The organism is Streptomyces sp. NPDC056734, assembly GCF_042790455.1.
Taxonomy (GTDB): domain Bacteria; phylum Actinomycetota; class Actinomycetes; order Streptomycetales; family Streptomycetaceae; genus Streptomyces.
In genome coordinates this window covers 57391-79234 of the sequence record NZ_JBHTZD010000023.1, presented here as the reverse complement: position 1 = coordinate 79234, position 21844 = coordinate 57391, and the positions used below count along the sequence as shown (strand labels likewise).

Below are 21844 nucleotides of genomic sequence, written 5' to 3'. Positions count from 1 at the left end.
CGCAAGCCCGCCCCGACCCGCCGGAAATCCGGCCATAGGTTTGGCAAGCGCGGGCCGGGCCAGCGATAGTCGGCCCGTGAAGAAGCCCCCCACCCGCCACCCGCCGTTCTCCCGCGTCCTGTCCCGCCGCCCGAACCGGCCCGCCTGGGCCGGCCGCAACTACAGCCTCCTCACCGGCGCGGCCTTCATCACCAGCCTGGGCAGCAGCGGCGCGCTGATCGCCGCCGCGTTCGCCGTGCTGGAATCGGGCGGCGACGGTGGCGACGTGGGGCTGGTGGCCGCCGCGCGCACCCTGCCGCTGGTGCTGTTCCTGCTGGTCGGCGGCGCGATCGCGGACCGGCTGCCGCGGCACCGGGTGATGGTCGCGGCGAACGCCCTGAACTGTGTCTCACAGGGCCTGTTCGCGCTGATGGTGCTCACCGGGCACGCCCAGTTGTGGCACATGATGCTGCTGTCCGCGCTCGGCGGCACCGGCCAGGCGTTCTTCAGCCCGGCGGCCGAAGGCATGCTGCTGTCCAGCGTGGACGCCGAGCACGCCAGCCGGGCGTTCGCGATGTTCCGGATGGCGATGCAAGGGGCGGCACTCGGCGGGGCCGCGCTCGGCGGCGCGATGGTCGCCGTGCTCGGGCCGGGCTGGGTACTGGCGGCGGACGCGGTGGCGTTCGCGCTCGCGGGGGCGCTGCGCTGGTTCCTGGACGTCAGCCATATCCCCGAGCGGGAGCCGGGCGGCGGGCTGCTGTCCGATCTGCGGGAGGGCTGGCAGGAGTTCAGCGGACGGCCCTGGCTGTGGACCATCGTCATCCAGTTCTCGATCGCGAACGGAGTGATCGCCGCCGCCGACGCGGTGTACGGTCCGCTGGTCGCCCGTGACCATCTGGGCGGGGCCGGTCCCTGGGGTCTGGCGCTCGGCTTCTTCGGCGCGGGCACGGTCGCCGGGGCGCTGCTGATGACCCGCTGGAAACCCCGTCGGCTGCTGCTCGCCGGCACCCTGGGCGTCTTCCCGCTGGCCCTGCCCGCGGCGGCGCTCGCCGTGCCGACGTCGGTCGAGGTGCTGTGCGCGGCGATGTTCCTGACCGGCGTCACGCTGGAGATCTTCGGCGTCTCGTGGATGACCGCGCTCCACCAGGAGATCCCGGAGCACAAGCTCTCCCGGGTCGCGGCCTACGACTGGTTCGGCTCGGTCTCCCTGGTGCCGCTGGCGACCGCGCTGACCGGCCCCGCCGAGTCGGCCTTCGGCAGATCGGGGGCCCTGTGGGGCAGCGCGGCCCTGGTCGTGCTGGTCACGGCCCTCGTCCTGTGCGTACCGGACGTACGGAATCTGCGGCGCCGGAGCAAGCCGGTGACCGCGGCGAAGACACCGGAGGCCCCGGAAGGCTCCCCGGCCTCACCCGCCCAGGCCGACCCCGTGGACTCAACCGCCCCGGCCGCCCCAGACCTCCCGGCGGATCGCGCGGACCGCCCAGGCCCCGCCGCCTCACCCGACACCGAAGGCCCCGTCCGGCGGCACGGGTGACGGCACGGCGTGCGCGTCGCCGACGGGCCGCGCGCCGCCGATGAAGTCCCGTACCGCGTCGCCGTGCTGGACCCGGGCCGGAAGGGCGTCGGCGGACGTGCGCCGGGCCAGCGCCGCCGTGTCGACGGGCTGGTGGGAGGCGACGAACACGGCGTTCCCGAAGCGCCGCCCGCGCAGCACGCCCGGCTCGGCGATCAGCGCCAGCTCCGCGAACACCGTGCCGAACGTGGCGAGTTGCGATCGCAGAAAGGCGAAGGGCGCCGCGTCCGCGAGATTGGCGAGATAGACCCCGCGATCGGTGAGCACCCGGGCGACCTCACGGGCGTACTCGACGGACGTCAGATGCGCGGGCACCCGCGACCCGCCGAAGACGTCGGCGACGAGCACCTCGGCCGATCCGTCGGGGGCGCCCTCCAGCCAGGCGCGGGCGTCGGCCGCGTGGAGGGTGATACCGGCGTCCTCCGGGAGCGGCAGCTGCTCGGCCACCAGCGCCAGCAGCCCCCGGTCGGCCTCCACCACCTGCTGGCGGCTGCCGGGCCGGGTCACCGCGAGGTAGCGCGGCAGGGTGAGCGCGCCCCCGCCGAGGTGCACCACGTCGTACGGCTGCCCTGCCGGGCCCAGTACATCCAGCACATGCCCGAGCCGCCTCGCGTACTCGAACTCCAGATACGCCGGATCGTCGAGATCGACGTAGGACTGCGGAGCCCCGTCGACGGTGAGCAGCCAGGCGCGGGGCCGGTCTATGTCGGGCATGAGCCGGGCACTGCCGAGATCGGTGTCCCGCACCACGGGAAGGGCGTCGTCCACCCGTCCATTGTGAGCCCGCGCGATCCCGGCGACGCCGGGCAGGGCGGGGAGGCGGTACGACCCCGTCCGCCAGGGTGTCCGCCAAGGCGTCCGGCAGACCGTCCGGCAGACCAGCGCCGGGCCAGGCGGGCGGGAGACTGCGCGACCGGCCACCAGCCACCCACAGTCCCCCACCCCCGACCACCCTGAGAACCCAGCCCCCCTGAGAACCCAGCCGCCCGCCGAACCCGGCCGCCCTCAGAGACGACCCGGCACCCAAGCCGCCCTCAGAGCCCAAGGCCCCTCACAGCAGCGCGGTCACGGTCCCCGCGCCCACGGTCCGCCCGCCCTCGCGGATGGCGAAGCCCAGCCCCGCCTCCAGCGGTACGTCCCGCCCCAGCTCCACGGTCATCGTCACCGTGTCCCCGGGCGCCGCGACGGCGGCCTCGCCGAGGTCGACGTCCCCGACCACGTCCGCCGTACGGATGTAGAACTGCGGCCGGTACCCGGTGGTGACCGCCGTCGTGCGCCCGCCCTCGCGGGCCGAGAGCACGTACACCCGCGCCGTGAACCGCCGGCTGGGCACCACGCTGCCCGGCGCGGCGACGACATGCCCGCGCCGCACCGCGTCCCGCGCGACCCCGCGCAGCAGCAGCGCCACGTTGTCCCCGGCCTGCGCCTCCGCCATGGGCTTGCCGAAGGTCTCCAGGCCGGTGACGACGGACTCGATGCCGGCGCCGAGCACCTCGATGCGGTCGCCGAGCCGGACCGTGCCGCGCTCTACGGCGCCGGTGACGACCGTGCCCCGGCCGGTGATGGTGAGCACGTTCTCCACGGGTAGCAGGAACGGGGCGTCCAGGTACCGCTCGGGGATGGGCACATAGGTGTCCACCGCGTCGAGCAGCGCCTCGACGGAGGCCGCCCAGCGCGGGTCGCCCTCCAGCGCCTTGAGCCCGGAGACCCGTACGACGGGCACCGCGTCGCCCGGGTAGCCGTTGCGGGTGAGCAGGTCGCGGACCTCCAGCTCGACCAGGTCGGTCAGTTCCTCGTCGCCCGCGTCGGCCTTGTTCAGGGCCACGACGATGTGGTCGACACCGACCTGCCGGGCGAGCAGGACGTGCTCGGCGGTCTGCGGCATGATCCCGTCGAGCGCGGACACCACGAGGATCGCCCCGTCGAGCTGGGCGGCGCCGGTGACCATATTTTTGATGTAGTCGGCATGGCCAGGCATGTCGACATGCGCGTAGTGCCGGGTGTCGGTCTCGTACTCGACGTGCGCGATGTTGATGGTGATGCCGCGCGCGGCCTCCTCCGGGGCGCGGTCGATGCGGTCGAAGGGCACGAAGGTGCCGGAGCCGCGCTCGGCGAGCACCTTGGTGATGGCGGCGGTGAGCGTGGTCTTGCCGTGGTCGACATGGCCCATGGTGCCGATGTTGAGATGCGGTTTGGTGCGGACGTACGCCGTCTTGGACATGACGATTCCTCGAAGCCTGAGAGAAGCCTGATGAGGGAGAAGACGGGACCCCGGATTCCCACCGACCCTCCCCCTGCGGGGTCCGCCGGACGATCCGGGGAGGGTCAGCTTCGGGCGCCGTCGACTGCGGCCAGGAGGACCGGTACGGCAGCCTTCGGGGCATCCGCGGCTGCGGATGCTGCGAGGACGAAGGCGTACCGGAACATGACGCCGATCATCGCCGACGGCCCGCGCCACGTCGAACGATTTTCCCAGGCCCCGGGCGACTCCTGGGCGCCACGGGCCCTCGCGGCTCAGGGCGCCGCCGGACCCGCGCGGCTCCTGCTCCTGACTACGCGCCGACGTTCTTCAGCGCCTCCCGCACCGACAGCGGCGCGAACCGGCCGCCTTCCCGGGCGAGGAAGGCCCGTACGGCGTCCGGGTCTGTCTTGGCGTACTCGCGCAGGGCCCAGCCGATGGCCTTGCGGATGAAGAAGTCGGGATGCCCGGACTGCCGCAGGCAGTAGCCGAAGAGCCGGTCGGCGTCGGTGTGTTCCTTGTGGCGCAGCTGATGCAGCAGGGCGGTGCGGGCGACCCAGAGGTCGTCGTCGGCGATCCAGCGGTCCATGTCGGCGGTGAGCGCGGTATCGGCGGCCACCAGGGCGCCCACGACATGCGCGGCGAGCAGATCGACGGTGTCCCACCAGGAGCCGCTGGTGATGAGCCGCCGGGTCACCGGCAGGAACGCGGAGGAGCAGCGGCCGGTGTGGCGGCGCAGATAGTCGACGGCGAAGTACTGGTACTCGCGCTCGGGCAGTGCCCAGCAGCGCAGGGCGACGGCCGTGCAGTCGGCCTCACCGGGGCGGGGCGTACCGGCGAGGACCGTACGGGACAGGGTCCGCCGGACGGGGGTGGTGAGGCCGAGGAAGGGGGCGATGTCCTTCATGTACGCGCGCATGGACGCGGCCCGTTCCGGGTCGGCGGCGGCCGGGTAGGCGGTGGTGAGCCGCGCCAGCAAGGTATCGGCCAGCGCACTGTGCGGCACCCCGGCCGTGACCCCGGCCGTTCCCTCTTCTGTGACGCCCATGAGACGAACCATACGGCGATCACACTTATCCGTCGGATACTGTCGCCGAATGCTCGATGCCACCACCCGTTCTGGGGGCACCGACACGGCCGCATCCCCGGCCGCGTCCTCCGCACTCGCGCACGCCGCCGCTCTCCCCGCCGGTGCCGTGCCCCCGCGCCCCGGACTCACCGCCCGCTGCACGAGGGCGCTGCTCTCGCCGTGGGCCCGGTTCTCGCTGCTGGTCGCGCTGCTCGCCGGGGCGGCGTCGACCGTTCTGCTGTTCGAGCCGCAGCGGCTGCTCCAGGACGGCTGGCCACCCCAGCTCGGTGGTCTGCTGGCGGCGCTGGTCTTCGCCGGGGCGTACGGCGTGGTCACCGTGGCGTTCGTGCCGCGCCCCCTGCTGAATCTGGCGGCGGGCGCGTTGTTCGGGTCGCAGGTCGGGATCGGTACGGCGGTGGCCGGGTCGGTGATCGGCGCCGGGATCGCCTTCGCCCTCGGCCGATTCCTGGGGCAGGACGCGCTGCGCCCGCTGCTGCGGGGGCGGTTGCTCACCGCCGTCGACGGCCAGTTCAGCCGGCACGGCTTCCGCTCGGTGCTGGCGGTCCGTCTCTTCCCGGGCACGCCCTTCTGGGCGGTGAACTACTGCGCCGCCGTCTCCCGGGTGGGCTGGTTCCCCTTCCTGCTCGCGACCGCGCTGGGCTCGATCCCGAACACGGCCGCGTACGTGGTCGCCGGGGCCCGTGCCTCGACCCCCACCTCGCCCGCCTTTCTGATCGCCCTGGCCTGTATCGCCGTACCGGGCCTGGCCGGAGCGGTGGTGGCCTGGCGTAAACGCCATCACCTGCGGGGCCGCCCGGCGGCGAAGGACACAGCGGCGGTCTGCCCGTCGGCGGACGACGGACAAGCTCCGTAGAGCGTCAGCTCCGGACGGCCTCCAGGATCATCGCGTTGGCCAGCCCGCCCGCCTCGCACATGGTCTGGAGGCCGTAGCGGGCCCCGCGCCGCCGCATCTCGTGGACCAGCGTGGTGGTCAGCCGGGTGCCGCTGGCGCCCAGGGGGTGGCCCAGGGCGAGGGCGCCGCCGTTGACATTGACCTTGGCCGGATCGGCGCCGGTCTCCTGCTGCCAGGTCAGTACGACACTGGCGAACGCCTCGTTGACCTCGAACAGGTCGATGTCGGCGAGGCCGAGTCCGGCCCGGCGCAGCACCTTCTCGGTGGCCGGGATCACGCCGGTGAGCATCAGGAGCGGGTCGGAGCCGGTGACGGCGAAGCTGTGCAGCCGGGCGAGCGGACGCAGGCCGAGCCGGGCGGCGGTCTCGCCGGACATGATCAGGACGGCGGAGGCGCCGTCGCTCAGGGGGCTGGCGTTGCCCGCGGTGACGTGCCACTCGATCTGCGGGAAGCGCTCGGCGAAGGCGGGGTCGTGGTAGGCGGGCCGGAGCCCGGCGAGGGTCTCGGGGGTGGTGCCGGGGCGCACGGATTCGTCGCGGGTGACGCCGTCCAGCGGGGCCACCTCGGCGTCGAAGCGGCCGGCGGCCCAGGCGGTGGCGGCCCTGTGGTGCGAGGCGGCGGCGAAGGTGTCCAGGCGCTCGCGGGTGAGGGACCACTTCGCGGCGATCAGTTCGGCGCTGATGCCCTGCGGGACCAGTCCCTCGGGGTAGCGGGCGGCCACACCGGGGCCGAAGGGGTCGGCGCCGGGCGGGACGTTCGACCACATCGGCACCCGGCTCATGGACTCCACCCCGCAGGCGACGACGATGTCGTACGCGCCCGACAGCACGCCCTGGGCGGCGAAGTGCGCGGCCTGCTGGGAGGAGCCGCACTGGCGGTCGACGGTGGTCGCGGGGACCGTCTCGGGGAAGCCCGCCGACAGGACGGCGTACCGGGTGGTGTTCATGGCCTGCTCGCCGACCTGGTCCACGGTCCCGCCGATGACGTCGTCGATGAGCGCCGGGTCGACGCCGGACCGCTCGACGAGGGTGCGCAGGGTGTGGGCGAGGAGTTCGACGGGGTGCACCCGCGCGAGGGCGCCGCCCGGCCTGCCCTTGCCGATGGGGGTGCGTACGGCTTCGACGACGACGGCGTCACGCATAGCGCGGCCTCCTTGGCGGCGGGGGGCAGGACGGGCGCGGGCGGCGCGATCAAGGACGTCCAGCGGCCACCTCACCCGCACCCCTGATGAGTAGGAAATCCAAACCCACCCTACTTTGCATGGTTGGAAAATCAAACCCTCACTACACTGGGCCCATGGCCGCCCGAAAAGACGCTCGCCCCTGCTCGATCGCCGACACCCTGGCGCTGGTCGGCGAGAAGTACTCGCTGCTCGTCCTGCGGGAGGTGTGCCTCGGCAACGGCCGCTTCGACCAGCTGGTGCGCAACATCGGCGCCCCCCGCGACATCCTCGCCACCCGGCTGCGCCGCCTCCTGGACGCCGGGATCCTCACCAAGCAGGTCTACAGCGAGCGCCCGCAGCGCTTCGAGTACCGGCCGACGCGGGCCGGGCTCGAACTGGAACCGGTACTGATGACCCTGATGGCCTGGGGCGACCGCCATCTCCACCCGGACGACGACCGCCCGATGGTGATCGAACACAGCTGCGGGCAGGAACTGATCCCGCGGATCGTGTGCCAGGCGTGCGGGGAGCAGGTCCGTCACGAGGACCTCAGGGCCCACCCGCAGTCCCCGGGCTGGACAGTGACCGGCCCGACCGCCGCGTAGGCGTCACCGGCCCCGCCCCCGCCCCTCAACACCCAACTCCCGCACGGACCGCACGCACCTCCCACCCGTGAAGCCCCTGTGTCGGGGGCGGGCGCACGGGACGCTACGCTGCCTCCACCACACCCGATCACCCACATGGCCGTGCTCGGTGTGACCGTCGCCCGTTTCACGATCGGCACTTGGACTCCCAACTTCCATGTCTTGGTTCGAATCACTCATCCTCGGACTCGTCCAGGGGCTGACCGAATTCCTCCCCGTGTCCTCCAGCGCGCATCTGCGGCTGACCGCGGCCTTCTCCGGCTGGGAGGACCCGGGTGCCGCCTTCACGGCGATCACCCAGATCGGCACGGAGGCCGCGGTGCTGATCTACTTCCGCAAGGACATCGGGCGGATCGTGGTCGCCTGGTTCCGCTCGCTGTACAGCAAGGAGTGGCGCCGGGACCACGACGCCCAGATGGGCTGGCTGGTGATCATCGGCTCGATCCCGATCGGCGTGCTCGGCGTGACGCTCAAGGACCAGATCGAGGGGCCGTTCCGTGACCTGCGGATCACGGCGACCATGCTGATCGTCGTCGGCATCATCATCGGCATCGCCGACCGGCTCGCGGCCCGTGACGAATCGGGTGGCCGCCACCGCGCCCCCAAGCAGCGCAAGGGCCTCCAGGACCTCAACGCCAAGGACGGCCTGATCTTCGGCCTCTGCCAGGCCTGCGCCCTCATCCCCGGCGTCTCCCGCTCCGGCGCGACCATCACCGGCGGCCTCTTCATGGGCTACAACCGCGAGGCCGCCGCCCGCTACTCCTTCCTCCTCGCCATCCCGGCGGTCCTGGCCTCGGGCCTGTTCGAACTCAACGACGCCATGGGCAGCGGGCATGTCACCTGGGGCCCGACGATCTTCGCGACCGTCGTCGCCTTCGCCACGGGATACGCCGTCATCGCATGGTTCATGAAGTACATCAGCACCAAGTCCTTCATGCCGTTCGTCTGGTACCGCATCGCCCTCGGCATCATCATCATCGTGCTGGTCATGGCGGGTGTACTGAGCCCGCACGCGGCGGAATCGACGGGCTGAGCCACTGCTCCCGAGCGGCTCTCGACCGCCGCCCGGCCACCTCCCGACCGCCGCCCGACCGCCGCCCGACCGCCTCCCAGCCGCCTCCCGACCACCGCCCGGCCGTCGATGGTGCTCCCCGACCGTCCGGTCAGACCGTCGGGGACAACCCCGCCGCCCACGACGCCAGCGTCTCGAAGTCCGGGTTCAGCAGGCCCAGTCGTGGGCTCACGTAGTGCAGGAGGGCCGGGGCGTCGTGGTGGTCGGCGACGAACTGCCGGTCCACGTCGTCGATGTCGTCGTCGATCCACGCGAACGCCCGCCCCCGCGCCCACGCCACCACGTGCCGGGTCTTCCAGAAGGTGGGGTCCTCGGGGGTCCGGTCCCGGGCCGCGCTCGGTGGCCAGGCGATGACCGGCAGGGACTCCAGGCCGATCTGCGGGGCTATCCACTCGTTGGCCTCCGCGGCCCATGTGGTGCACCAGACCAGTTCGAAGGGCAGTGCCCGCAGGGCGGGACCGTGGTTCGGGTTGAGCCACACCCGCAGCGGCTTCTGCCACGACTGCTCCCAGCCGGTGGGCCGCATGCGATGGGTCAGATAGCCCTCCGGTCGCCGGAACGGCTTCGCGGCGTACGGGTTGAGCGGGCCGTCGACGTCGATGAGGAGGAGAGGACGGGTCATCATCTGGCGGCATCCCTCGGTGGTGGGGTGTTCGAATCGCGAGCCGGACTGGGCGTCAACGATGCCCCAAAGCAGCCTCGTACTCACGTTCCCCCGCGCCCGCACCACGCCGTTCATGCCGTTCGTCCGGTCCCGCGCCCCCCTCGGCGTCATCGTCTTCCTGCTGGTCATCGCGGGTGTCGACAGGGTCCGCGCGGCCGTTCCGCCGGGCCGATCCTGGCCAGTTGCCGCCCATCGCCGTAGCCGGCCGGTAGCGCAGTGTCAGTGCTTGCCCCTAGGCTTGCCGCATGTTCCCAGATTCCGTGCCCTTTGGTTCCGTGCGGTCTGCCGCCGAGGTGAACGAAAAGATCCGGGCGCTGTGGCTGCGCGCGGGCGGTTCTCTGTCCACCCAGGAGCGCGCGGAGTACGAGCTGCTGGTGGTCGAGTGGGCGGCGGCGATGCGCGGCAACATCGTCGAAGCGGCGTGAGCAAGGCAGCAACGGCGGCAACCGCAGCGGCCCCGCCATGACACGATCCGCGCCATGGAGCATCTCGCCGACGTCCCGGCCCGCCAAGGGCTGATCATCTTCCTGAACGGCACGACCAGTTCGGGCAAATCAGCCATCGCCGCAGAGCTGCTGCGGATCCTGGACGAGCCGTACTTCCATCTCCCCGTGGACGCCTTCCACGCGCTGCGCTCCCCCGTCCCGGTGCCGCCGGACGCGTTGGACACGCTGCTGCACCGCACCTGGCGTGGCTATCACCGCGCGGTCGCGGGCATGGCGGCGGCCGGAAATCACGTGGTCATGGACCATGTGCTCAGCGCGAAGTGGCGGCTGGAGGACTGCCTCGCCCTCTTCGCCCCACGCGATGTGGTCCTCGTCGGCGTGCACTGCCCGCTCCCGGAACTGGAACGCCGTGAACGCCTGCGCGGCGACCGGCCGGCCGGCCTCGCCGCCCGCCAGCTCCCCCACGTACACGCCCACGGCGTCTACGACATCGAATGCGACACCAGTACGACGGATGCGGCGGCGTGCGCCCGTCGTATCAAGGAGTTCCTGCCGCACCGGCCCACCCCGACCGCGTTCGAACGGCTGAGCGGCGGCCTGGTCTGAAGCCGCTCAGCGTCCGCCCGACACCCTCAGCACCGCGCCGGTCGTGAACGAGGCATCCGGCGACAGCAGCCAGGCGATGGCCGCCGCGATCTCCCCGGGGTCACCGGGCCGGCGCAACGGCGTCGTCGCCGCCATCCGCTCCGCCCGGCCGGGATCGCCCATCACCGCGTGCATCCCGGTGTCGCTCACCCCGGGCGCCACGGCGTTGACCCGCACCCCGTCGGGCCCGAGTTCCTTGGCCAGACCCAGCGTCAGCGCGTCGACGGCCGCTTTCGTGGCCGCGTAGTGCACATACTCCCCGGGGCTGCCGATCGTCGCGGCGGCGGACGACACATTGACGATCGCCCCGCCGCCCCGCCCGGTCATCAGCTGGGCCGCGCGGCGCGAACACAGCAGTGTGCCCAGCAGATTGACGTCCAGAACCCGCCGCAGATCCGCCGGGTCCGTGTCCGCGAGGCGTCCCAACGGCCCGGTCACCGCCGCGTTGTTCACCAGTCCGGTGACCGGCCCGGCCTGCGCCTCCGCGATCTCGAACAGCCGCGCGACCTCGCCCTCGACCGAGGTGTCGACCCGTACGGTCACACACCGCCGCCCGGCCGCCCGTACCCCGTCGGCCACCCCTTGCGCGGCCTGCTCGTCACGGACGTACCCGACGACCACGTCATGTCCGTCCGCGGCGAGCCGCAGACAGGTGGCGGCGCCGATCCCCCGGCTGCCGCCGGTGACGACAGTGACGGGACCAGTCATCCGGGCCTCCCCGACCATTCCTGAGCCATGCCCAGGCTATTGCTGGATCCGAGCCGTTCTCCGGGTCCCCCGCTGATCGTGATCAAGCCTACGGCCGGACATGCGCCGGCAGATCGTCCGGCAGCGGATACGGCCGCTCCGGCGGCAGCAGTTCCGTCGCGCGGCCGAGATCACCGGCCCGCACCAGCGCGTGGACCTCCGCGGCCAGCGGTGTCACGTCCTCGATGCCGACGATCCACTCGTCCGCGTACCGGCCCGCCGCCTCCCCCGCGAGCCCGAGTTGCAGCGACCGGTACGGCAGCGGGCCGAAGCGCAGATCGCGCTCCGGGTCCCACTGCACCCGCGTGGGCGCCCGCCGCAGCTGTTCCTTCCAGGCGGCCCGGTCGCCGTGCAGATCGGGGACGTAGTGCGAGAGGCAGGAGTGACGCAGCGCCCATAGAAACCCCTCACGGGTGATCTCGACGGCCAGGACCGTCTCCTGGTCGGCCTTGGCGCCCCAGCCGCAGCGGTACATCATCCAGCGGAAGGACGGCTTGATCCCCCGGCCGGTGTGACGGTCGGGATCTGGATGGGCGGGATCTGATCGTTCATGCCCGTAAGCCTCCGGCCTACCGTCGATCTTCGGCCACCGAATATCGACACGTCGAGCGAATGTCCTGCGCAGCCCTTGGCTGTGCACTCCTGATGTTCAACACTGATCGTGTGACGCAGCGTGTGGAGCTTGCGACGGTGCTGGATCGGCTGGCCGTGGACGGACTGATCACCGATTACGCGGTGACGGTCGACGACGGCGACTGGGAGGGGTACCGAGAGCTGTTCACCACAGACGGGCGGGCCGACTACACCTCGGCGGGCGGGATCGAGGGCGAGGCGGGTGCGGTGGCCGACTGGCTCGCGGAGAGTCTGCGGGGGTTTCCGGCGCGGCAGCATCTGATCGTCAACCGGCGGGTGCGGTTCGAGGTCCTGGAGCGGGACACCGGCGACGTCGCCCGGGTGCAGGCCGACTATGTCAATCCGATGGCCACCGCGGGCGCCGACGGCGGCTCGGCCGTGCCCGACTTCGTGTGCGGCGGACGGTACGCGTTCGGGCTCGTGCGCACGGCCGACGGGTGGCGGCTGCGGCATGTCGCCGTACAGGAGAAGTGGCGGCGGCTGCCCTGACCCTGCGCCGGCACCCTCGGCACCCGCTGTACCCGGATCGGCGACGCCGCCACACTGGACGCATCCGTGGGAAGGCGTCGTATGAAGTCGTGGGACCACTGGCTCACCTCCCCCTGGCGCCGCTCGGTCATCGCGGCGGGCGCGGGCGCGCTGCCGCTGGTGGCGTTCCCGGCACCGTCGCTGTGGTGGTGCGCGCCGGTCGCGCTGGTGCCGTGGATCCTGCTGGCGCGCGGGGCGGTCAGCGGGCGGCGGGCGCTGTACGACGGCTGGTGCGGGGGTTTCGGCTTCGTGCTGGGCGTGCATCACTGGCTGCTGCCGAATCTGCATGTCTTTACGTTCGTCGTCGCGGCGCTGCTCGGTGCCCTGTGGGCGCCCTGGGGGTGGCTGGTGCGCCGGTTCCTCGGCGGGCCGCCCTCGCCGGGGCGGGTCGGCGCCGCGCTGCTGGTGCTGCCGTCGGGCTGGCTGGCGGTGGAACTGGTGCGGTCCTGGCAGGCGCTGGGCGGGCCCTGGGGCATGCTCGGGGCGAGTCAGTGGCAGGTGGCTCCGGCGCTGCGGCTTGCCTCGGTCGGCGGGGTGTGGCTGCTGAGCTTCCTGCTGGTGGCGGTCAATGTGGCGGTCGCGGTGTTGGTGGTAGTGGCGGTGGTGCTGCGGGCGCGGCGGGTGTCGGCGGTGGACGGCGGCCGGGGGTCGGCGGTGACCGGTCCGATGGCGGAGACCGGAAACCAGACACCGGCGACAAGCGGAAGCCAGGTACCGGCGACAACCGGCAGCCAAGCACCGGCGACGACCGGTCCACCCGCGACCACCGGAAACCAGGCACCGGCGACACCCGGCCCAGCGGCAACGACCGGCGGCCGGGTACCGGCGGTGGCCGGGCTGGTGGCGGTCGCCGGGCTGGTGGTCAGCGCCGCCGCCGCGTCCCTGGCGTGGGTGTGGGCGCCACGCCCCGAGGTGGGTGAACGGGTCGCCGTGGCCGTCGTACAGCCGGGGATCGTGGAGGGTGCCGACAGCGGTGACCGGCGGTTCGAGCGGGAGGAGCGGCTGACGCGTGAGCTGGCCGGGCGGGGGGTGGAGCTGATCGTGTGGGGCGAGTCCAGCGTCGGGTTCGACCTGACCGAACGGCCCGATCTGGCCGCGCGGATCGCCGCGCTGTCCCGGGAGACGGGCGCGGAGATCCTGGTGAACGTGGACGCGCGGCGGTTCGACCGGGCCGGTATCCACAAGAGTTCGGTGCTGGTGGGGCCGCAGGGGCTGACCGGGGACCGGTACGACAAGATGCGGCTGGTGCCGTTCGGTGAGTATGTCCCGGCGCGTTCGCTGCTGGGCTGGGCGACCTCGGTCGGCCAGGCCGCGGGCGAGGATCGTGAGCGGGGCACCCGGCAGGTGGTGATGGACGTCGGCGACGGGCTGCGGATCGGGCCGATGGTCTGCTTCGAGTCGGCGTTCCCCGATATGAGCCGGTCGCTGGCGCGGGACGGGGCCCAGGTGCTGATCGCGCAGTCGGCGACCTCGACGTTCCAGCGGAGCTGGGCGCCGGAGCAGCATGCCTCGCTGGCCGCGCTGCGCGCCGCGGAGACCGGGCGGCCGATGGTGCACGCCACGCTGACCGGCGTCTCCGCGGTCCACGGCCCGGACGGCGAGCGGGTCGGCGCCCCGCTGGGCACGGAGGCGAGTGTGACGCGCGTGTACGAGGTGCCGCTGGCGGACGGGGTCACCCCGTATGTGCGGTACGGCGCCTGGCCGGTGTGGGTGGCGCTGCTGGTGCTGGCCGGGCTGGGCCTGGCGGAGGGGCTGCGCGCGGTCAGGCCGCGGCGGGACCGTCCTGCACCGCACGCACCACGCGCTCGCACAGCTCGTGCGTGGCGAGGGCGTCCCGGGCGCTGAGCACCTTCCCGGCCCGTACGGCGTCCAGGAAGGCCAGGGCCACCTGTTCGATGCCGCGCTGCCGGGCCACCGGCACCCAGTCGCCGCGCCGCCGCACGGTGGGCTGACCCTTGTGGTCGATCACCTCGGCGATGTTGAGCACCTGGCGCTTGGTGTCCTGCCCGGAGACCTCCAGGATCTCCTCGGTGGAGCCGCTGAGCCGGTTCATCAGGCCGAGCGCGGTGAAGCCGTCCCCGGCGAGCTGGAGCACCACGTGGTGCAGCAGCCCGTCCACCACCCGCGCCCGCACGCTGACGTCGTCCACCCGGCCGGGTACCAGGAAGCGCAGGGTGTCCACGACGTGGATGAAGTCGTCCAGGATCATCGCGCGGGGTTCCTCCGGCAGCCCGACGCGGTTCTTCTGCATCACGATCAGTTCGCGCGGATGGTCGGCGCACTGCGCGTAGGCCGGGGCGTACCGCCGGTTGAAACCGACCGCGAGGCTCACCCCGCGCTCCTCGGCGAGCGCCACCAAGCGCTCGGAGCCGGCGAGTTCGTACGCGAGCGGCTTGTCGACGTACGTGGGGACGCCCGCCTCCAGCAGCCGGGCGACGATCTCGGGGTGCACGGCGGTCGGAGCGTGCACGAAGGCCGCGTCGAGATCCTGCGCGAGCAGTGCGTCGAGCGTGGTGTGGCGCTGCCCGGCGGGGAGGTGGAGGCTGTCGGCGACCCGGTGGAGGGTGGCGGGGGTACGGGTCTGGAGGTGCAGTTCGATGCCGGGCCTGCTGCCGAGCACCGGCAGATACGCCTTCTGCGCGATGTCACCGAGCCCGATGCAGCCGACCTTCACGCCATCTCCCCGCTCTTCGGTCCGTGGGACGCCCGTCAGTCCTCAGTCCTCAGGGCGCTCGCCCGCCCCGGTCTGCTCGGAGCATACGGTGTCGTCCGCGCCCGGCTCCGTCCGCGTGTGCGATTCCCTTGGCGGGTGCCAGTCGGCGATCCCGTCGAAGCCCTTCAGGAACAGCGTGGGCCCGGCCTTCGACAGCGCCGCGACCGCAGTGTTCCGTACGGCGATGGCGGCCCGGTTGTCCGTCAGGTTGAGCCGCGCCACCCGCAGCGCCCGGCGGGCGATCCGGGTCGTACGGGGCAGCCGTGCGGCCGAGTAGGCGGCGAGGTCGGTGTGGTGGTGGGCGAGGACGATCGCGTCCTCGATGGCCTGGTTGCCGCCCTGGCCGAGGTTGGGCGGCATGGCGTGCGCGGCGTCGCCGAGCAGGGCGGCCCGGCCCCGGTGGTAGGCGGGCAACGGCTCGGCGAGGTGGTGGACGTCGTGGCGCAGCACGTCCCCGGGCCGGGCGGCGGCCAGCACGGCCGGGATGGGGTCGTGCCAGTCGCCGTAGCGGCGCAGCAGTTCGGCGCGTTCGTCGGGGGCGCGCTCACCGGCCGGGGCGAGGGCGGCGGCGTACGCGTAGACCCGGCCGTCCTTGAGCGGGTGGGTGCCCCAGATACGGCCCCGGCCCCAGGTCTCGTGCGAGGCGAACGACGCGCCGGGCACCGGGATGGTGATCCGCCAGGTGGTGAAGCCGGAGTAGACGGTCCCCGGGTGGGCGGGGAAGAGGGCGTGCCGTACGACGGAGTGGATGCCGTCGGCGCCCACCACCAGGTCGGCGGTGAGCGGGCCGTCGACGGTGCGGACCTGGGCGGGGCGGGTACGGTCGCCGGGGTCACCGGGGTCGGTGACGGTCGCCTCGGCACAGGTGCGGATCGTGCCGTCGGGGAGGCGGGCGGCGAGGGCGGCGATGAGGGTGGCGCGGGGCAGCAGCACGAGCGGCCCCCCGAACCGCTCGGCCACCGCGGTGGCGTCGGTCCGCGCCAGCCAGCGCCCGCCGGGGGTGCGCAGGCCGCCGTCGCCCTGCCAGGCGGCCAGGGCGCGGATCTCGTCGCCGAGTCCGATGACGTCCAGGGCGCGCAGGGAGTTGGGGGCGAGGGAGATCGCGGCGCCGACCGGTTCCAGCGAGGGCGCGCGCTCCAGGACGGTGACGCGCACGCCGCGCCGGTGCAGGGCCACGGCGGCGGTCAGTCCGCCGATCCCGCCGCCGATGACCACGGCCGTCGTCGTCTCCCGCATGGCTCTCCTCCTAGGACACCGACCCGCTCACTACATCCACAGTGGCCCTCACTACGGGTGTAGTGGCTTCTGTCGTCGCGACTGTACTACAGGTGTAGTGGGTGAGGATAGATCGCGATAGATCGCCGGGTAGATTGACCCCCATGCCCGAACGACCCGCCAGCGCCTCCGCCGGCACCTCCGCCGGCGTGCCCACCAGCGCCCCCGGCGTCGCCAGCCGTGCCGAGCTGGTCGCCGACACCGCCATCGCCCTGCTCGCGGCGCGCGGGATGCGTGGGCTGACCCATCGCGCGGTGGACGAGGCCGCGGGACTGCCGCAGGGCTCCACCTCGAACGTGGCCCGCACCCGCCAGGCCCTGCTGGAGCTGGCGGTACGCCGACACGCCGAGCGGGAGGCCCAGGTACTGGCGCTCGGCGAGATGCCCGACCCGCGCGGCGGCCCCGAGTCGCTGGTGAACGGGCTGGCCCTGGCCGTCCACCGCTCCCTCACCGACCATCGTGAGCTGCTGATCTCCCGCTACGAACTCGCCCTGGAGGCGACCCGGCGCCCCGAGCTGCGCGCCTACTACGACGCGACCGGCGCCGTCTTCCGCGCCCAGCTGGCCGCGCTGGTGTCGGCGATGGGCTCGACCGCTCCCGACCGGCACGCGCTGTCGCTGGTCGCCTGGACGGACGGGCTGATGTTTTCGTGCGCCGCGGGGTCGTTCAGCGCGGAGGTGCCGGGGCTGGCGGAGGTGCGGGCGGGGCTGCGGGAGCTGGTGACGGGCATGCTGGGCGAGTGACGCACCCGGCAGGCGCCGACCGGAACCCGGCGCCGGGAGACCTGGCGGATGCCCCTTCCCGCAGGTCAGGATGCATCCATGACCATCGAACGCAGTGAACCCGCCCAGACCGCCGACGAACGCACCATGCTGGAGGGCTGGCTCGAATACCACCGCGCCACCCTCGCCGTGAAATGCCAGGGCCTGACCGACGAGCAGCTTCGGACCGCGTCCGTGGCGCCGTCCGATCTGACCCTGCTGGGGCTGGTACGGCACATGGCGGACGTCGAGCGCGGCTGGTTCCGCAGGGTCCTGGCCGGAGAGGACGCCCCGCCGATCCACTACACCGCCGAGGACCTCGACGGCGACTTCCGGGTCACCGAGGCGGACACCTGGCAGGACACGTACGCGACCTGGCAGAGCGAGATCGCCGTCGCCCGCCGCCACGCGTCCGGCTTCGCCCTCGACGACCTCGCCAAGGGCAGCCACCACAGCACGGACGAGCCCTTCAATCTGCGCTGGATCTACACCCACATGATCGAGGAGTACGCACGGCACAACGGGCACGCGGATCTGTTGCGGGAGAGCGTTGATGGGGTTACGGGGGATTGAGGGACGTGGCGGGAGGGCGGGGCGCGGTGACCGGGTAGGGCCGGGCGGGCGCGGGTGGGGCCGGGCGGGGGCCGGGTGCGGCTGACGCCGGAGGGTGGGGTGGGGCGGCGCACGCTGGCGGGTGCGGGGGCTGGCCTCGGCGGCCGAAGCAGCGGGGCGGCGGGGCGGCGGGGCGGCGGGGCGCGAGCGTGAGGCGGCTGGGGGCTGGGGGCTGCGCCCGAGGGCGAGCCGGGCACGCGTGCGGGCGACCGGTGGACCGACCTCGACAGCCGGAGCGGGCGCCTCCGCGGGGCCACCCGGACCCCCGGCCCGCACTGGCAGCCGTACCGGCAGCCGCACCGGTACCCACGGGCACCGCGCCTCGCCTCGCCTGGCCTCGCCCCCAGGGCGTCAGCCGTCGTGCGGGAACACCCGCCGGTCGGGGCCGGAGATCACCCGTGTGGGTCATCCTGTGCCTGTCCGGGGCCGGGAAACGGGGCGGAGCCACCAGAGTGGCCCGGGTGCATCGAACGACGACCACCGCCACGCTCCTGGTCACCGTGGCCGTCTCGGCCCTCACCGGCTGTACGACGGTCCAGCGCCCGCCCGCGCCGGGGCCCTCGGCGACGCCCGTGCAACCGCCGGTGCCCCGGCCCGACGGCAGCTCGGGACCTCAGATCGTGCAGGCACCGGCCCGCGAGGCGCTGGAGATGATCGGCCCGACCCGGCCGCCCGCCGCACCGCAGCCGACCTCGACCGGCCGCCCGGCGGCGCCCCCGGCCACCACTCCCCCGGCGCCGAAGTCACGGGCGCCGCGCTCCGACCCGCCCCCGAGGGCGGACCGGCCCGCACCCCGGCCGCCCCGGCGGTCGACCACCGCCAACGACCTCGCCGACTCGATCGGCAAGGACGTCCGCGGCCGGACGGATGTCTGCGCGCTCGGCAAGCAGTACGGCGGCTGGCGCGAGGACAGCCCGGAGGCGCGGATCTGCGAGCAGACGTACGGGCGTTGAGGCGTGGTCCGGGCGGGGCCGTACCGCGATCCGCGCCCGGCCGTAGCCGTCCGTCGCCCCTGCACGACCGGTCGAGCCGGTCGGGCCGGTCGGGCCGGTCGAGCCAGTCGGGCCGGTCGGGGCCGCCACCCGCGGGCTTCCCCCTCGCCGCCCGCCGGGCCTCCCCTATTCCCCTCCCCCTTGGTCCACGGCCAGCCGTGTCTCCAGGCGGCCGATCGCCGCCCGGACGCCCTTGCCGTACCCGTCGTCGGCCAGGGTGGCGCAGGCACGGCGGGCACGGCGGACGTGGGTGCGGGCGGCGTCGGCGCGGGCGAGCCTCAGATAGTCGGCGGCGAGGTTCAGATGCAGCGAGGGGTACAGCGCCCGTACCGCGACCGTGCTCCCGGGGTCGGCGGGGCGGCCGTCCGTCAGCTCCTCGGCCGCCGCCAACGCCCGCAGGTCCCAGGCGAGTTCGTCCGCCGGGTCGTCCTGGGTGTCGGCCAGGTAGTGGGCCAGTGTGCAGCGGTGCAAGGGGTCGCCGTGCTCACCCAGCTCGTCCCAGAGCCGCAGCAGGCGGTCGCGGGCCTCCTCGCGGTCGCCCGCGTGGTGCAGCATGACGACCTGCCCGATCCGGGTCATCAGAGCGTCCGGCACCGACTGCTCCTGTCGCTCCGTCACCACGGCCTCCGCCCGTTCGCCGACTGTCCCGGACGACGCTAACCGCCACCGGCGGCGATCCCGCAGAGGCGGGTCCGGACCGGCCCGCAGTGGACCGGCCCGGCGCAGGGCTCAGGCCAGGTTCGGGACGGTCCAGTCGATCGGCGTGTGGCCCTGTCCGGCGACCGCCTCGTCGATCTGCGTGAACGGGCGCGAGCCGAAGAACTTCTTCGCGGACAGCGGGGAGGGGTGGGCGCCCTTGACGACCACATGGCGGCTCTCGTCGATCAGCGGGAGCTTCTTCTGCGCGTAGTTGCCCCACAGCACGAACACGGCCGGGTCGGGCCGCTCGGCGACCGCGCGGATCACGGCGTCCGTGAACTTCTCCCAGCCCTTGCCCTTATGGGAGTTGGCCTCGCCGGAGCGGACCGTGAGCACCGCGTTGAGCAGGAGCACGCCCTGGCGGGCCCACGGCATCAGATAGCCGTTGTCCGGGACGGGGGTGCCCAGCTCCTGGTGCATCTCCTTGTAGATGTTGCGCAGGGACGGCGGGATCCTCACCCCGGGGCGCACCGAGAAGCACAGGCCGTGGCCCTGGCCCTCGCCGTGGTACGGGTCCTGGCCGAGGATCAGGACCTTCACCTCGTCGTACGGCGTGGCGTCGAGGGCGGCGAAGACCTCCTCGCGGGGCGGGTAGACAGGTCCGCTCGCCCGCTCGTCCTCCACGAACTCCGCCAGCTCCTTGAAGTAGGGCTGCTGGAGCTCGTCGCCCAGGACTCCGCGCCAGGACTCGGGCAGCATGGCGATGTCGGTCACGTCAACTTCCTTACGGTGTGCGGTCGCTTCCAGGTCTTCGAACCTGCTCCCAGAACCTACAGGCGACCACTGACAATCGACTCCCGGCCCAGCCTTCGCCCGGCCCTGCGACGGCCCGGGAAGCCCGGGAAGCCCGGGTCGGCCCGGGCCGACCCCGCTCGGCTACCAGCTGGTCTTCCGCGACAGCGTCCACATCATCATGATCGTCGACGGGTCCAGGGCCTGTTCCCCGCCGGCGATCTCCTCGCTGGCGGCGATGTACTGCTTGCCCTGCCACAGCGGCAGCAGCCGGGCGTCGTCCACGAGGATCTGCTGGGCCTCCTCGAAGTCCTTCACGACCTGGGCCCGGTCGCTCTCCTGGCGGGAGCGGGGCAGCAGGACGCCGGTGATCTCCTCGGCCGGGTAGGGCGTACCGAGCGCGTTCTGTTCGCCGACGAAGGGGGCGATGAAGTTCTCGGCGTCGGGGAAGTCGGGGAACCAGCCACGGCCGAAGACCGGGTACTCGCCCTTCTGGTAGCCCTCGACGTAGGTCTTCCAGGGGCGGCTCTTGAGGGTGATCTCGAACAGGCCGGACTCCTCCAGCTGCCGCTTCAGCTCCTTGAAGAGGACGGCGGTCTCGGAGCCGTAGCGGTCGGTGGTGTACCAGAAGGTCAGCTCGACCGGGGTGGTGATGCCCGCCTCGGTGAGGATCTCGCGGGCCTTGTCGGCGTCGGGGTCGCCGTAGTCGTCGAAGAAGCCGGTGGTGTGGCCGGTCAGGCCCTTGGGGACCATGGAGTACAGCGGTTCGACGGTGTCCTTGTAGATGGTGTGCGCGATGGTCGGGCGGTCGACGATCTGGGCGACGGCCTTGCGGACGGCGGGCTCGCCGGCCATCGGGTCCTCGGGGTTGAACACCAGGTAGCTGATGTCGGTCCCGGTGCCCTCGACGAGCTGGAGCCCGGAGTCGGGGTCGGTGCTCTGGAGGTCGACGATGTCGTCGGCGGCGAGACCTCGGTAGGTCAGGTCGATGTTCTTGGCCTTGAGGGCCTGGACCATCTCGCCGGAGTCCTGGAAGTAGCGGATGGTGACCGCATCGTTGCTGCGCTCGGCGAAGCCCTGGTAATTGTCGTTGCGGACCAGTTCGGCCTGCCCGTTCTCCTGGTAGGAGGCCAGGCTGTACGGACCCGAGCCGGTGATCTCGGTGCCCTCGCGCAGGGCGTCGGCCGGGTAGTGGTCGGGGTCGACGAGGGACATCGCCGGGGTGGCCAGTACGAACGGGAACGTGGCGTCGGACGTCTTCAGGCGGAAGAGCACCTGGTCGTCGCCCTCGGTGTCGATCCGTTCGAGGTTGCCGAGCAGCCCCGCCGGACCGCCGGGGACGTTGATCGTCCGGATCCGGTCGATGGAGTGCTTCACGGCCGCCGCGTCCAGCTCGTGCCCGTCGGAGAAGGTGAGGCCGTCGCGCAGGGTGCAGCGGTACGCGGTGTTCGAGGAGTCGGTGAACTCGCAGCTCTCGGCGGCGTCCGGCTGTGGGGTGGTCGCGCCGTTCGGGTAGCTCAGCAGCGTCTGGTAGATGTTCCGGTACAGCTCCCAGGAGCCGTCCCAGGACGCGGCCGGATCGAGCGAGCTGGGTGCGCTCGTGGTGCCGACCACGATCGGGCCTTCGTCCCCGGAACCGGTGTCGGAGAACAGTCCGCATCCGGTCGCCAGGGATATGGACGCGATGGCGGCGATTGGCCGCAGGCATCGGTTCCGGTTGAACACGCGCTCGCTCCTCGATCTGCC

General features: G+C 72.8%; 23 protein-coding genes. 11 read left to right on the top strand and 12 right to left on the bottom strand.

Translation table 11 applies throughout. The annotated features are described in order from the left end of the window. Nucleotides 1-76: 76 nt before the first annotated feature. The gene (locus tag ACFRFC_RS30265; RefSeq protein ID WP_382691140.1) at nt 77-1513 is read left to right on the top strand and encodes an MFS transporter; all 1437 of its coding nucleotides are present in this window, start codon (nt 77-79) and stop codon (nt 1511-1513) included. On the opposite strand, the gene ACFRFC_RS30260 is transcribed toward ACFRFC_RS30265, so the two are convergent. The 3 genes from ACFRFC_RS30260 to ACFRFC_RS30250 all read right to left on the bottom strand — a co-directional run bounded on the left by ACFRFC_RS30260 (nt 1475) and on the right by ACFRFC_RS30250 (nt 4839). Then, on the bottom strand, nt 1475-2266 hold the full coding sequence (locus ACFRFC_RS30260) for a spermidine synthase (protein WP_382691284.1): 792 nt from the start codon (nt 2264-2266) through the stop codon (nt 1475-1477). The genes ACFRFC_RS30265 and ACFRFC_RS30260 overlap by 39 nt on opposite strands. A 337-nt stretch (nt 2267-2603) precedes the next feature. Then, entirely contained in the window at nt 2604-3773 is a 1170-nt protein-coding gene (tuf, locus tag ACFRFC_RS30255; protein ID WP_382691138.1) for an elongation factor Tu, read from the bottom strand. Nucleotides 3774-4104: 331 nt separating this feature from the next. After that, a complete protein-coding gene (locus ACFRFC_RS30250; protein ID WP_382691136.1) occupies nt 4105-4839 on the bottom strand; it encodes a DNA alkylation repair protein in 735 nt (244 codons plus the stop codon). A 49-nt stretch (nt 4840-4888) separates the two neighbouring features. On the opposite strand from ACFRFC_RS30250, the gene ACFRFC_RS30245 reads away from it, so the two are divergent. Further along, on the top strand, nt 4889-5734 hold the full coding sequence (locus ACFRFC_RS30245; RefSeq protein WP_382691134.1) for a TVP38/TMEM64 family protein: 846 nt from the start codon (nt 4889-4891) through the stop codon (nt 5732-5734). Between the two features lie 4 nt (nt 5735-5738). On the opposite strand, the gene ACFRFC_RS30240 is transcribed toward ACFRFC_RS30245, so the two are convergent. Next, nucleotides 5739-6914, bottom strand: coding sequence for a thiolase family protein (locus ACFRFC_RS30240; RefSeq protein ID WP_382691133.1), 1176 nt, complete (start codon nt 6912-6914; stop codon nt 5739-5741). 155 nt (nt 6915-7069) lie between these two features. Here ACFRFC_RS30240 and ACFRFC_RS30235 point away from each other — a divergent pair, with 155 nt between their 5' ends. After that, nucleotides 7070-7540 carry a winged helix-turn-helix transcriptional regulator gene (locus tag ACFRFC_RS30235; protein WP_382691131.1) on the top strand — a complete coding sequence of 157 codons (471 nt, stop codon included), beginning with the start codon at nt 7070-7072 and terminating at the stop codon, nt 7538-7540. A 196-nt stretch (nt 7541-7736) separates the two neighbouring features. After that, complete coding sequence (locus tag ACFRFC_RS30230) at nt 7737-8612, top strand: undecaprenyl-diphosphate phosphatase (protein ID WP_382691128.1); 876 nt, start codon at nt 7737-7739, stop codon at nt 8610-8612. Nucleotides 8613-8742: 130 nt separating this feature from the next. Here the strand turns inward: ACFRFC_RS30230 and ACFRFC_RS30225 are convergent, their stop codons facing one another. Continuing rightward, a complete protein-coding gene (locus tag ACFRFC_RS30225) occupies nt 8743-9273 on the bottom strand; it encodes a hypothetical protein (RefSeq protein ID WP_382691282.1) in 531 nt (176 codons plus the stop codon). A 287-nt stretch (nt 9274-9560) separates the two neighbouring features. Between ACFRFC_RS30225 and ACFRFC_RS30220 the strand changes: the two genes are divergently transcribed. Together ACFRFC_RS30220 and ACFRFC_RS30215 are read left to right on the top strand one after the other, a co-directional pair. Next, nucleotides 9561-9740 (top strand): hypothetical protein, encoded by a 180-nt coding sequence (locus ACFRFC_RS30220; protein WP_382691125.1) that lies wholly within the window; start codon nt 9561-9563, stop codon nt 9738-9740. Between the two features lie 54 nt (nt 9741-9794). Further along, nucleotides 9795-10367 (top strand): chloramphenicol phosphotransferase CPT family protein, encoded by a 573-nt coding sequence (locus ACFRFC_RS30215; protein ID WP_382691122.1) that lies wholly within the window; start codon nt 9795-9797, stop codon nt 10365-10367. 6 nt (nt 10368-10373) lie between these two features. Here the strand turns inward: ACFRFC_RS30215 and ACFRFC_RS30210 are convergent, their stop codons facing one another. Both ACFRFC_RS30210 and ACFRFC_RS30205 read right to left on the bottom strand, forming a co-directional pair. Next, nucleotides 10374-11114 (bottom strand): SDR family NAD(P)-dependent oxidoreductase, encoded by a 741-nt coding sequence (locus ACFRFC_RS30210; protein WP_382691119.1) that lies wholly within the window; start codon nt 11112-11114, stop codon nt 10374-10376. A gap of 88 nt (nt 11115-11202) precedes the next feature. Further along, nucleotides 11203-11748, bottom strand: a complete 546-nt coding sequence (locus tag ACFRFC_RS30205) for a DUF4291 domain-containing protein (protein ID WP_382691279.1) — start codon at nt 11746-11748, stop codon at nt 11203-11205. Nucleotides 11749-11816: 68 nt separating this feature from the next. On the opposite strand from ACFRFC_RS30205, the gene ACFRFC_RS30200 reads away from it, so the two are divergent. Continuing rightward, on the top strand, nt 11817-12275 hold the full coding sequence (locus tag ACFRFC_RS30200; protein WP_382691116.1) for a nuclear transport factor 2 family protein: 459 nt from the start codon (nt 11817-11819) through the stop codon (nt 12273-12275). An 81-nt stretch (nt 12276-12356) separates the two neighbouring features. Beyond that, nucleotides 12357-14159, top strand: coding sequence for an apolipoprotein N-acyltransferase (gene lnt / locus ACFRFC_RS30195; protein WP_382691113.1), 1803 nt, complete (start codon nt 12357-12359; stop codon nt 14157-14159). On the opposite strand, the gene ACFRFC_RS30190 is transcribed toward lnt, so the two are convergent. Continuing rightward, nucleotides 14077-14988: a Gfo/Idh/MocA family protein gene (locus ACFRFC_RS30190; RefSeq protein WP_382691111.1), complete on the bottom strand. Its 912-nt coding sequence runs from the start codon at nt 14986-14988 to the stop codon at nt 14077-14079. The genes lnt and ACFRFC_RS30190 overlap by 83 nt on opposite strands. A gap of 42 nt (nt 14989-15030) precedes the next feature. Further along, a complete protein-coding gene (locus tag ACFRFC_RS30185) occupies nt 15031-16263 on the bottom strand; it encodes an FAD-dependent monooxygenase (protein WP_382691108.1) in 1233 nt (410 codons plus the stop codon). A 143-nt stretch (nt 16264-16406) separates the two neighbouring features. Between ACFRFC_RS30185 and ACFRFC_RS30180 the strand changes: the two genes are divergently transcribed. The 3 genes from ACFRFC_RS30180 (at nt 16407) to ACFRFC_RS30170 (ending at nt 18628) form a co-directional block, all read left to right on the top strand. Then, complete coding sequence (locus ACFRFC_RS30180) at nt 16407-17045, top strand: TetR/AcrR family transcriptional regulator (protein ID WP_382691105.1); 639 nt, start codon at nt 16407-16409, stop codon at nt 17043-17045. Nucleotides 17046-17123: 78 nt separating this feature from the next. Then, on the top strand, nt 17124-17636 hold the full coding sequence (locus tag ACFRFC_RS30175) for a DinB family protein (protein ID WP_382691102.1): 513 nt from the start codon (nt 17124-17126) through the stop codon (nt 17634-17636). 500 nt (nt 17637-18136) lie between these two features. After that, nucleotides 18137-18628 carry a hypothetical protein gene (locus tag ACFRFC_RS30170; RefSeq protein WP_382691099.1) on the top strand — a complete coding sequence of 164 codons (492 nt, stop codon included), beginning with the start codon at nt 18137-18139 and terminating at the stop codon, nt 18626-18628. 165 nt (nt 18629-18793) lie between these two features. Here the strand turns inward: ACFRFC_RS30170 and ACFRFC_RS30165 are convergent, their stop codons facing one another. The 3 genes from ACFRFC_RS30165 to ACFRFC_RS30155 form a co-directional block, all read right to left on the bottom strand. Then, on the bottom strand, nt 18794-19285 hold the full coding sequence (locus ACFRFC_RS30165) for a hypothetical protein (protein WP_382691096.1): 492 nt from the start codon (nt 19283-19285) through the stop codon (nt 18794-18796). Between the two features lie 111 nt (nt 19286-19396). After that, nucleotides 19397-20080, bottom strand: coding sequence for a uracil-DNA glycosylase (gene ung / locus ACFRFC_RS30160; protein WP_382691093.1), 684 nt, complete (start codon nt 20078-20080; stop codon nt 19397-19399). 162 nt (nt 20081-20242) lie between these two features. Further along, the gene (locus ACFRFC_RS30155; protein WP_382691090.1) at nt 20243-21823 is read right to left on the bottom strand and encodes an ABC transporter substrate-binding protein; all 1581 of its coding nucleotides are present in this window, start codon (nt 21821-21823) and stop codon (nt 20243-20245) included. Nucleotides 21824-21844: the final 21 nt, after the last annotated feature.

Excerpts from the sequence above, each read along its gene's own strand:
- ACFRFC_RS30260 (WP_382691284.1), bottom strand. The coding sequence starts at position 2,266 with ATGCCCGACATAGACCGGCCCCGCGCCTGGCTGCTCACCGTCGACGGG.
- tuf (WP_382691138.1), bottom strand. The coding sequence starts at position 3,773 with ATGTCCAAGACGGCGTACGTCCGCACCAAACCGCATCTCAACATCGGC.
- ACFRFC_RS30250 (WP_382691136.1), bottom strand. The coding sequence starts at position 4,839 with ATGGGCGTCACAGAAGAGGGAACGGCCGGGGTCACGGCCGGGGTGCCG.
- ACFRFC_RS30245 (WP_382691134.1), top strand. The coding sequence starts at position 4,889 with ATGCTCGATGCCACCACCCGTTCTGGGGGCACCGACACGGCCGCATCC.
- ACFRFC_RS30240 (WP_382691133.1), bottom strand. The coding sequence starts at position 6,914 with ATGCGTGACGCCGTCGTCGTCGAAGCCGTACGCACCCCCATCGGCAAG.
- ACFRFC_RS30235 (WP_382691131.1), top strand. The coding sequence starts at position 7,070 with ATGGCCGCCCGAAAAGACGCTCGCCCCTGCTCGATCGCCGACACCCTG.
- ACFRFC_RS30230 (WP_382691128.1), top strand. The coding sequence starts at position 7,737 with ATGTCTTGGTTCGAATCACTCATCCTCGGACTCGTCCAGGGGCTGACC.
- ACFRFC_RS30225 (WP_382691282.1), bottom strand. The coding sequence starts at position 9,273 with ATGACCCGTCCTCTCCTCCTCATCGACGTCGACGGCCCGCTCAACCCG.
- ACFRFC_RS30220 (WP_382691125.1), top strand. The coding sequence starts at position 9,561 with ATGTTCCCAGATTCCGTGCCCTTTGGTTCCGTGCGGTCTGCCGCCGAG.
- ACFRFC_RS30215 (WP_382691122.1), top strand. The coding sequence starts at position 9,795 with ATGGAGCATCTCGCCGACGTCCCGGCCCGCCAAGGGCTGATCATCTTC.
- ACFRFC_RS30210 (WP_382691119.1), bottom strand. The coding sequence starts at position 11,114 with ATGACTGGTCCCGTCACTGTCGTCACCGGCGGCAGCCGGGGGATCGGC.
- lnt (WP_382691113.1), top strand. The coding sequence starts at position 12,357 with ATGAAGTCGTGGGACCACTGGCTCACCTCCCCCTGGCGCCGCTCGGTC.
- ACFRFC_RS30185 (WP_382691108.1), bottom strand. The coding sequence starts at position 16,263 with ATGCGGGAGACGACGACGGCCGTGGTCATCGGCGGCGGGATCGGCGGA.
- ACFRFC_RS30180 (WP_382691105.1), top strand. The coding sequence starts at position 16,407 with ATGCCCGAACGACCCGCCAGCGCCTCCGCCGGCACCTCCGCCGGCGTG.
- ACFRFC_RS30175 (WP_382691102.1), top strand. The coding sequence starts at position 17,124 with ATGACCATCGAACGCAGTGAACCCGCCCAGACCGCCGACGAACGCACC.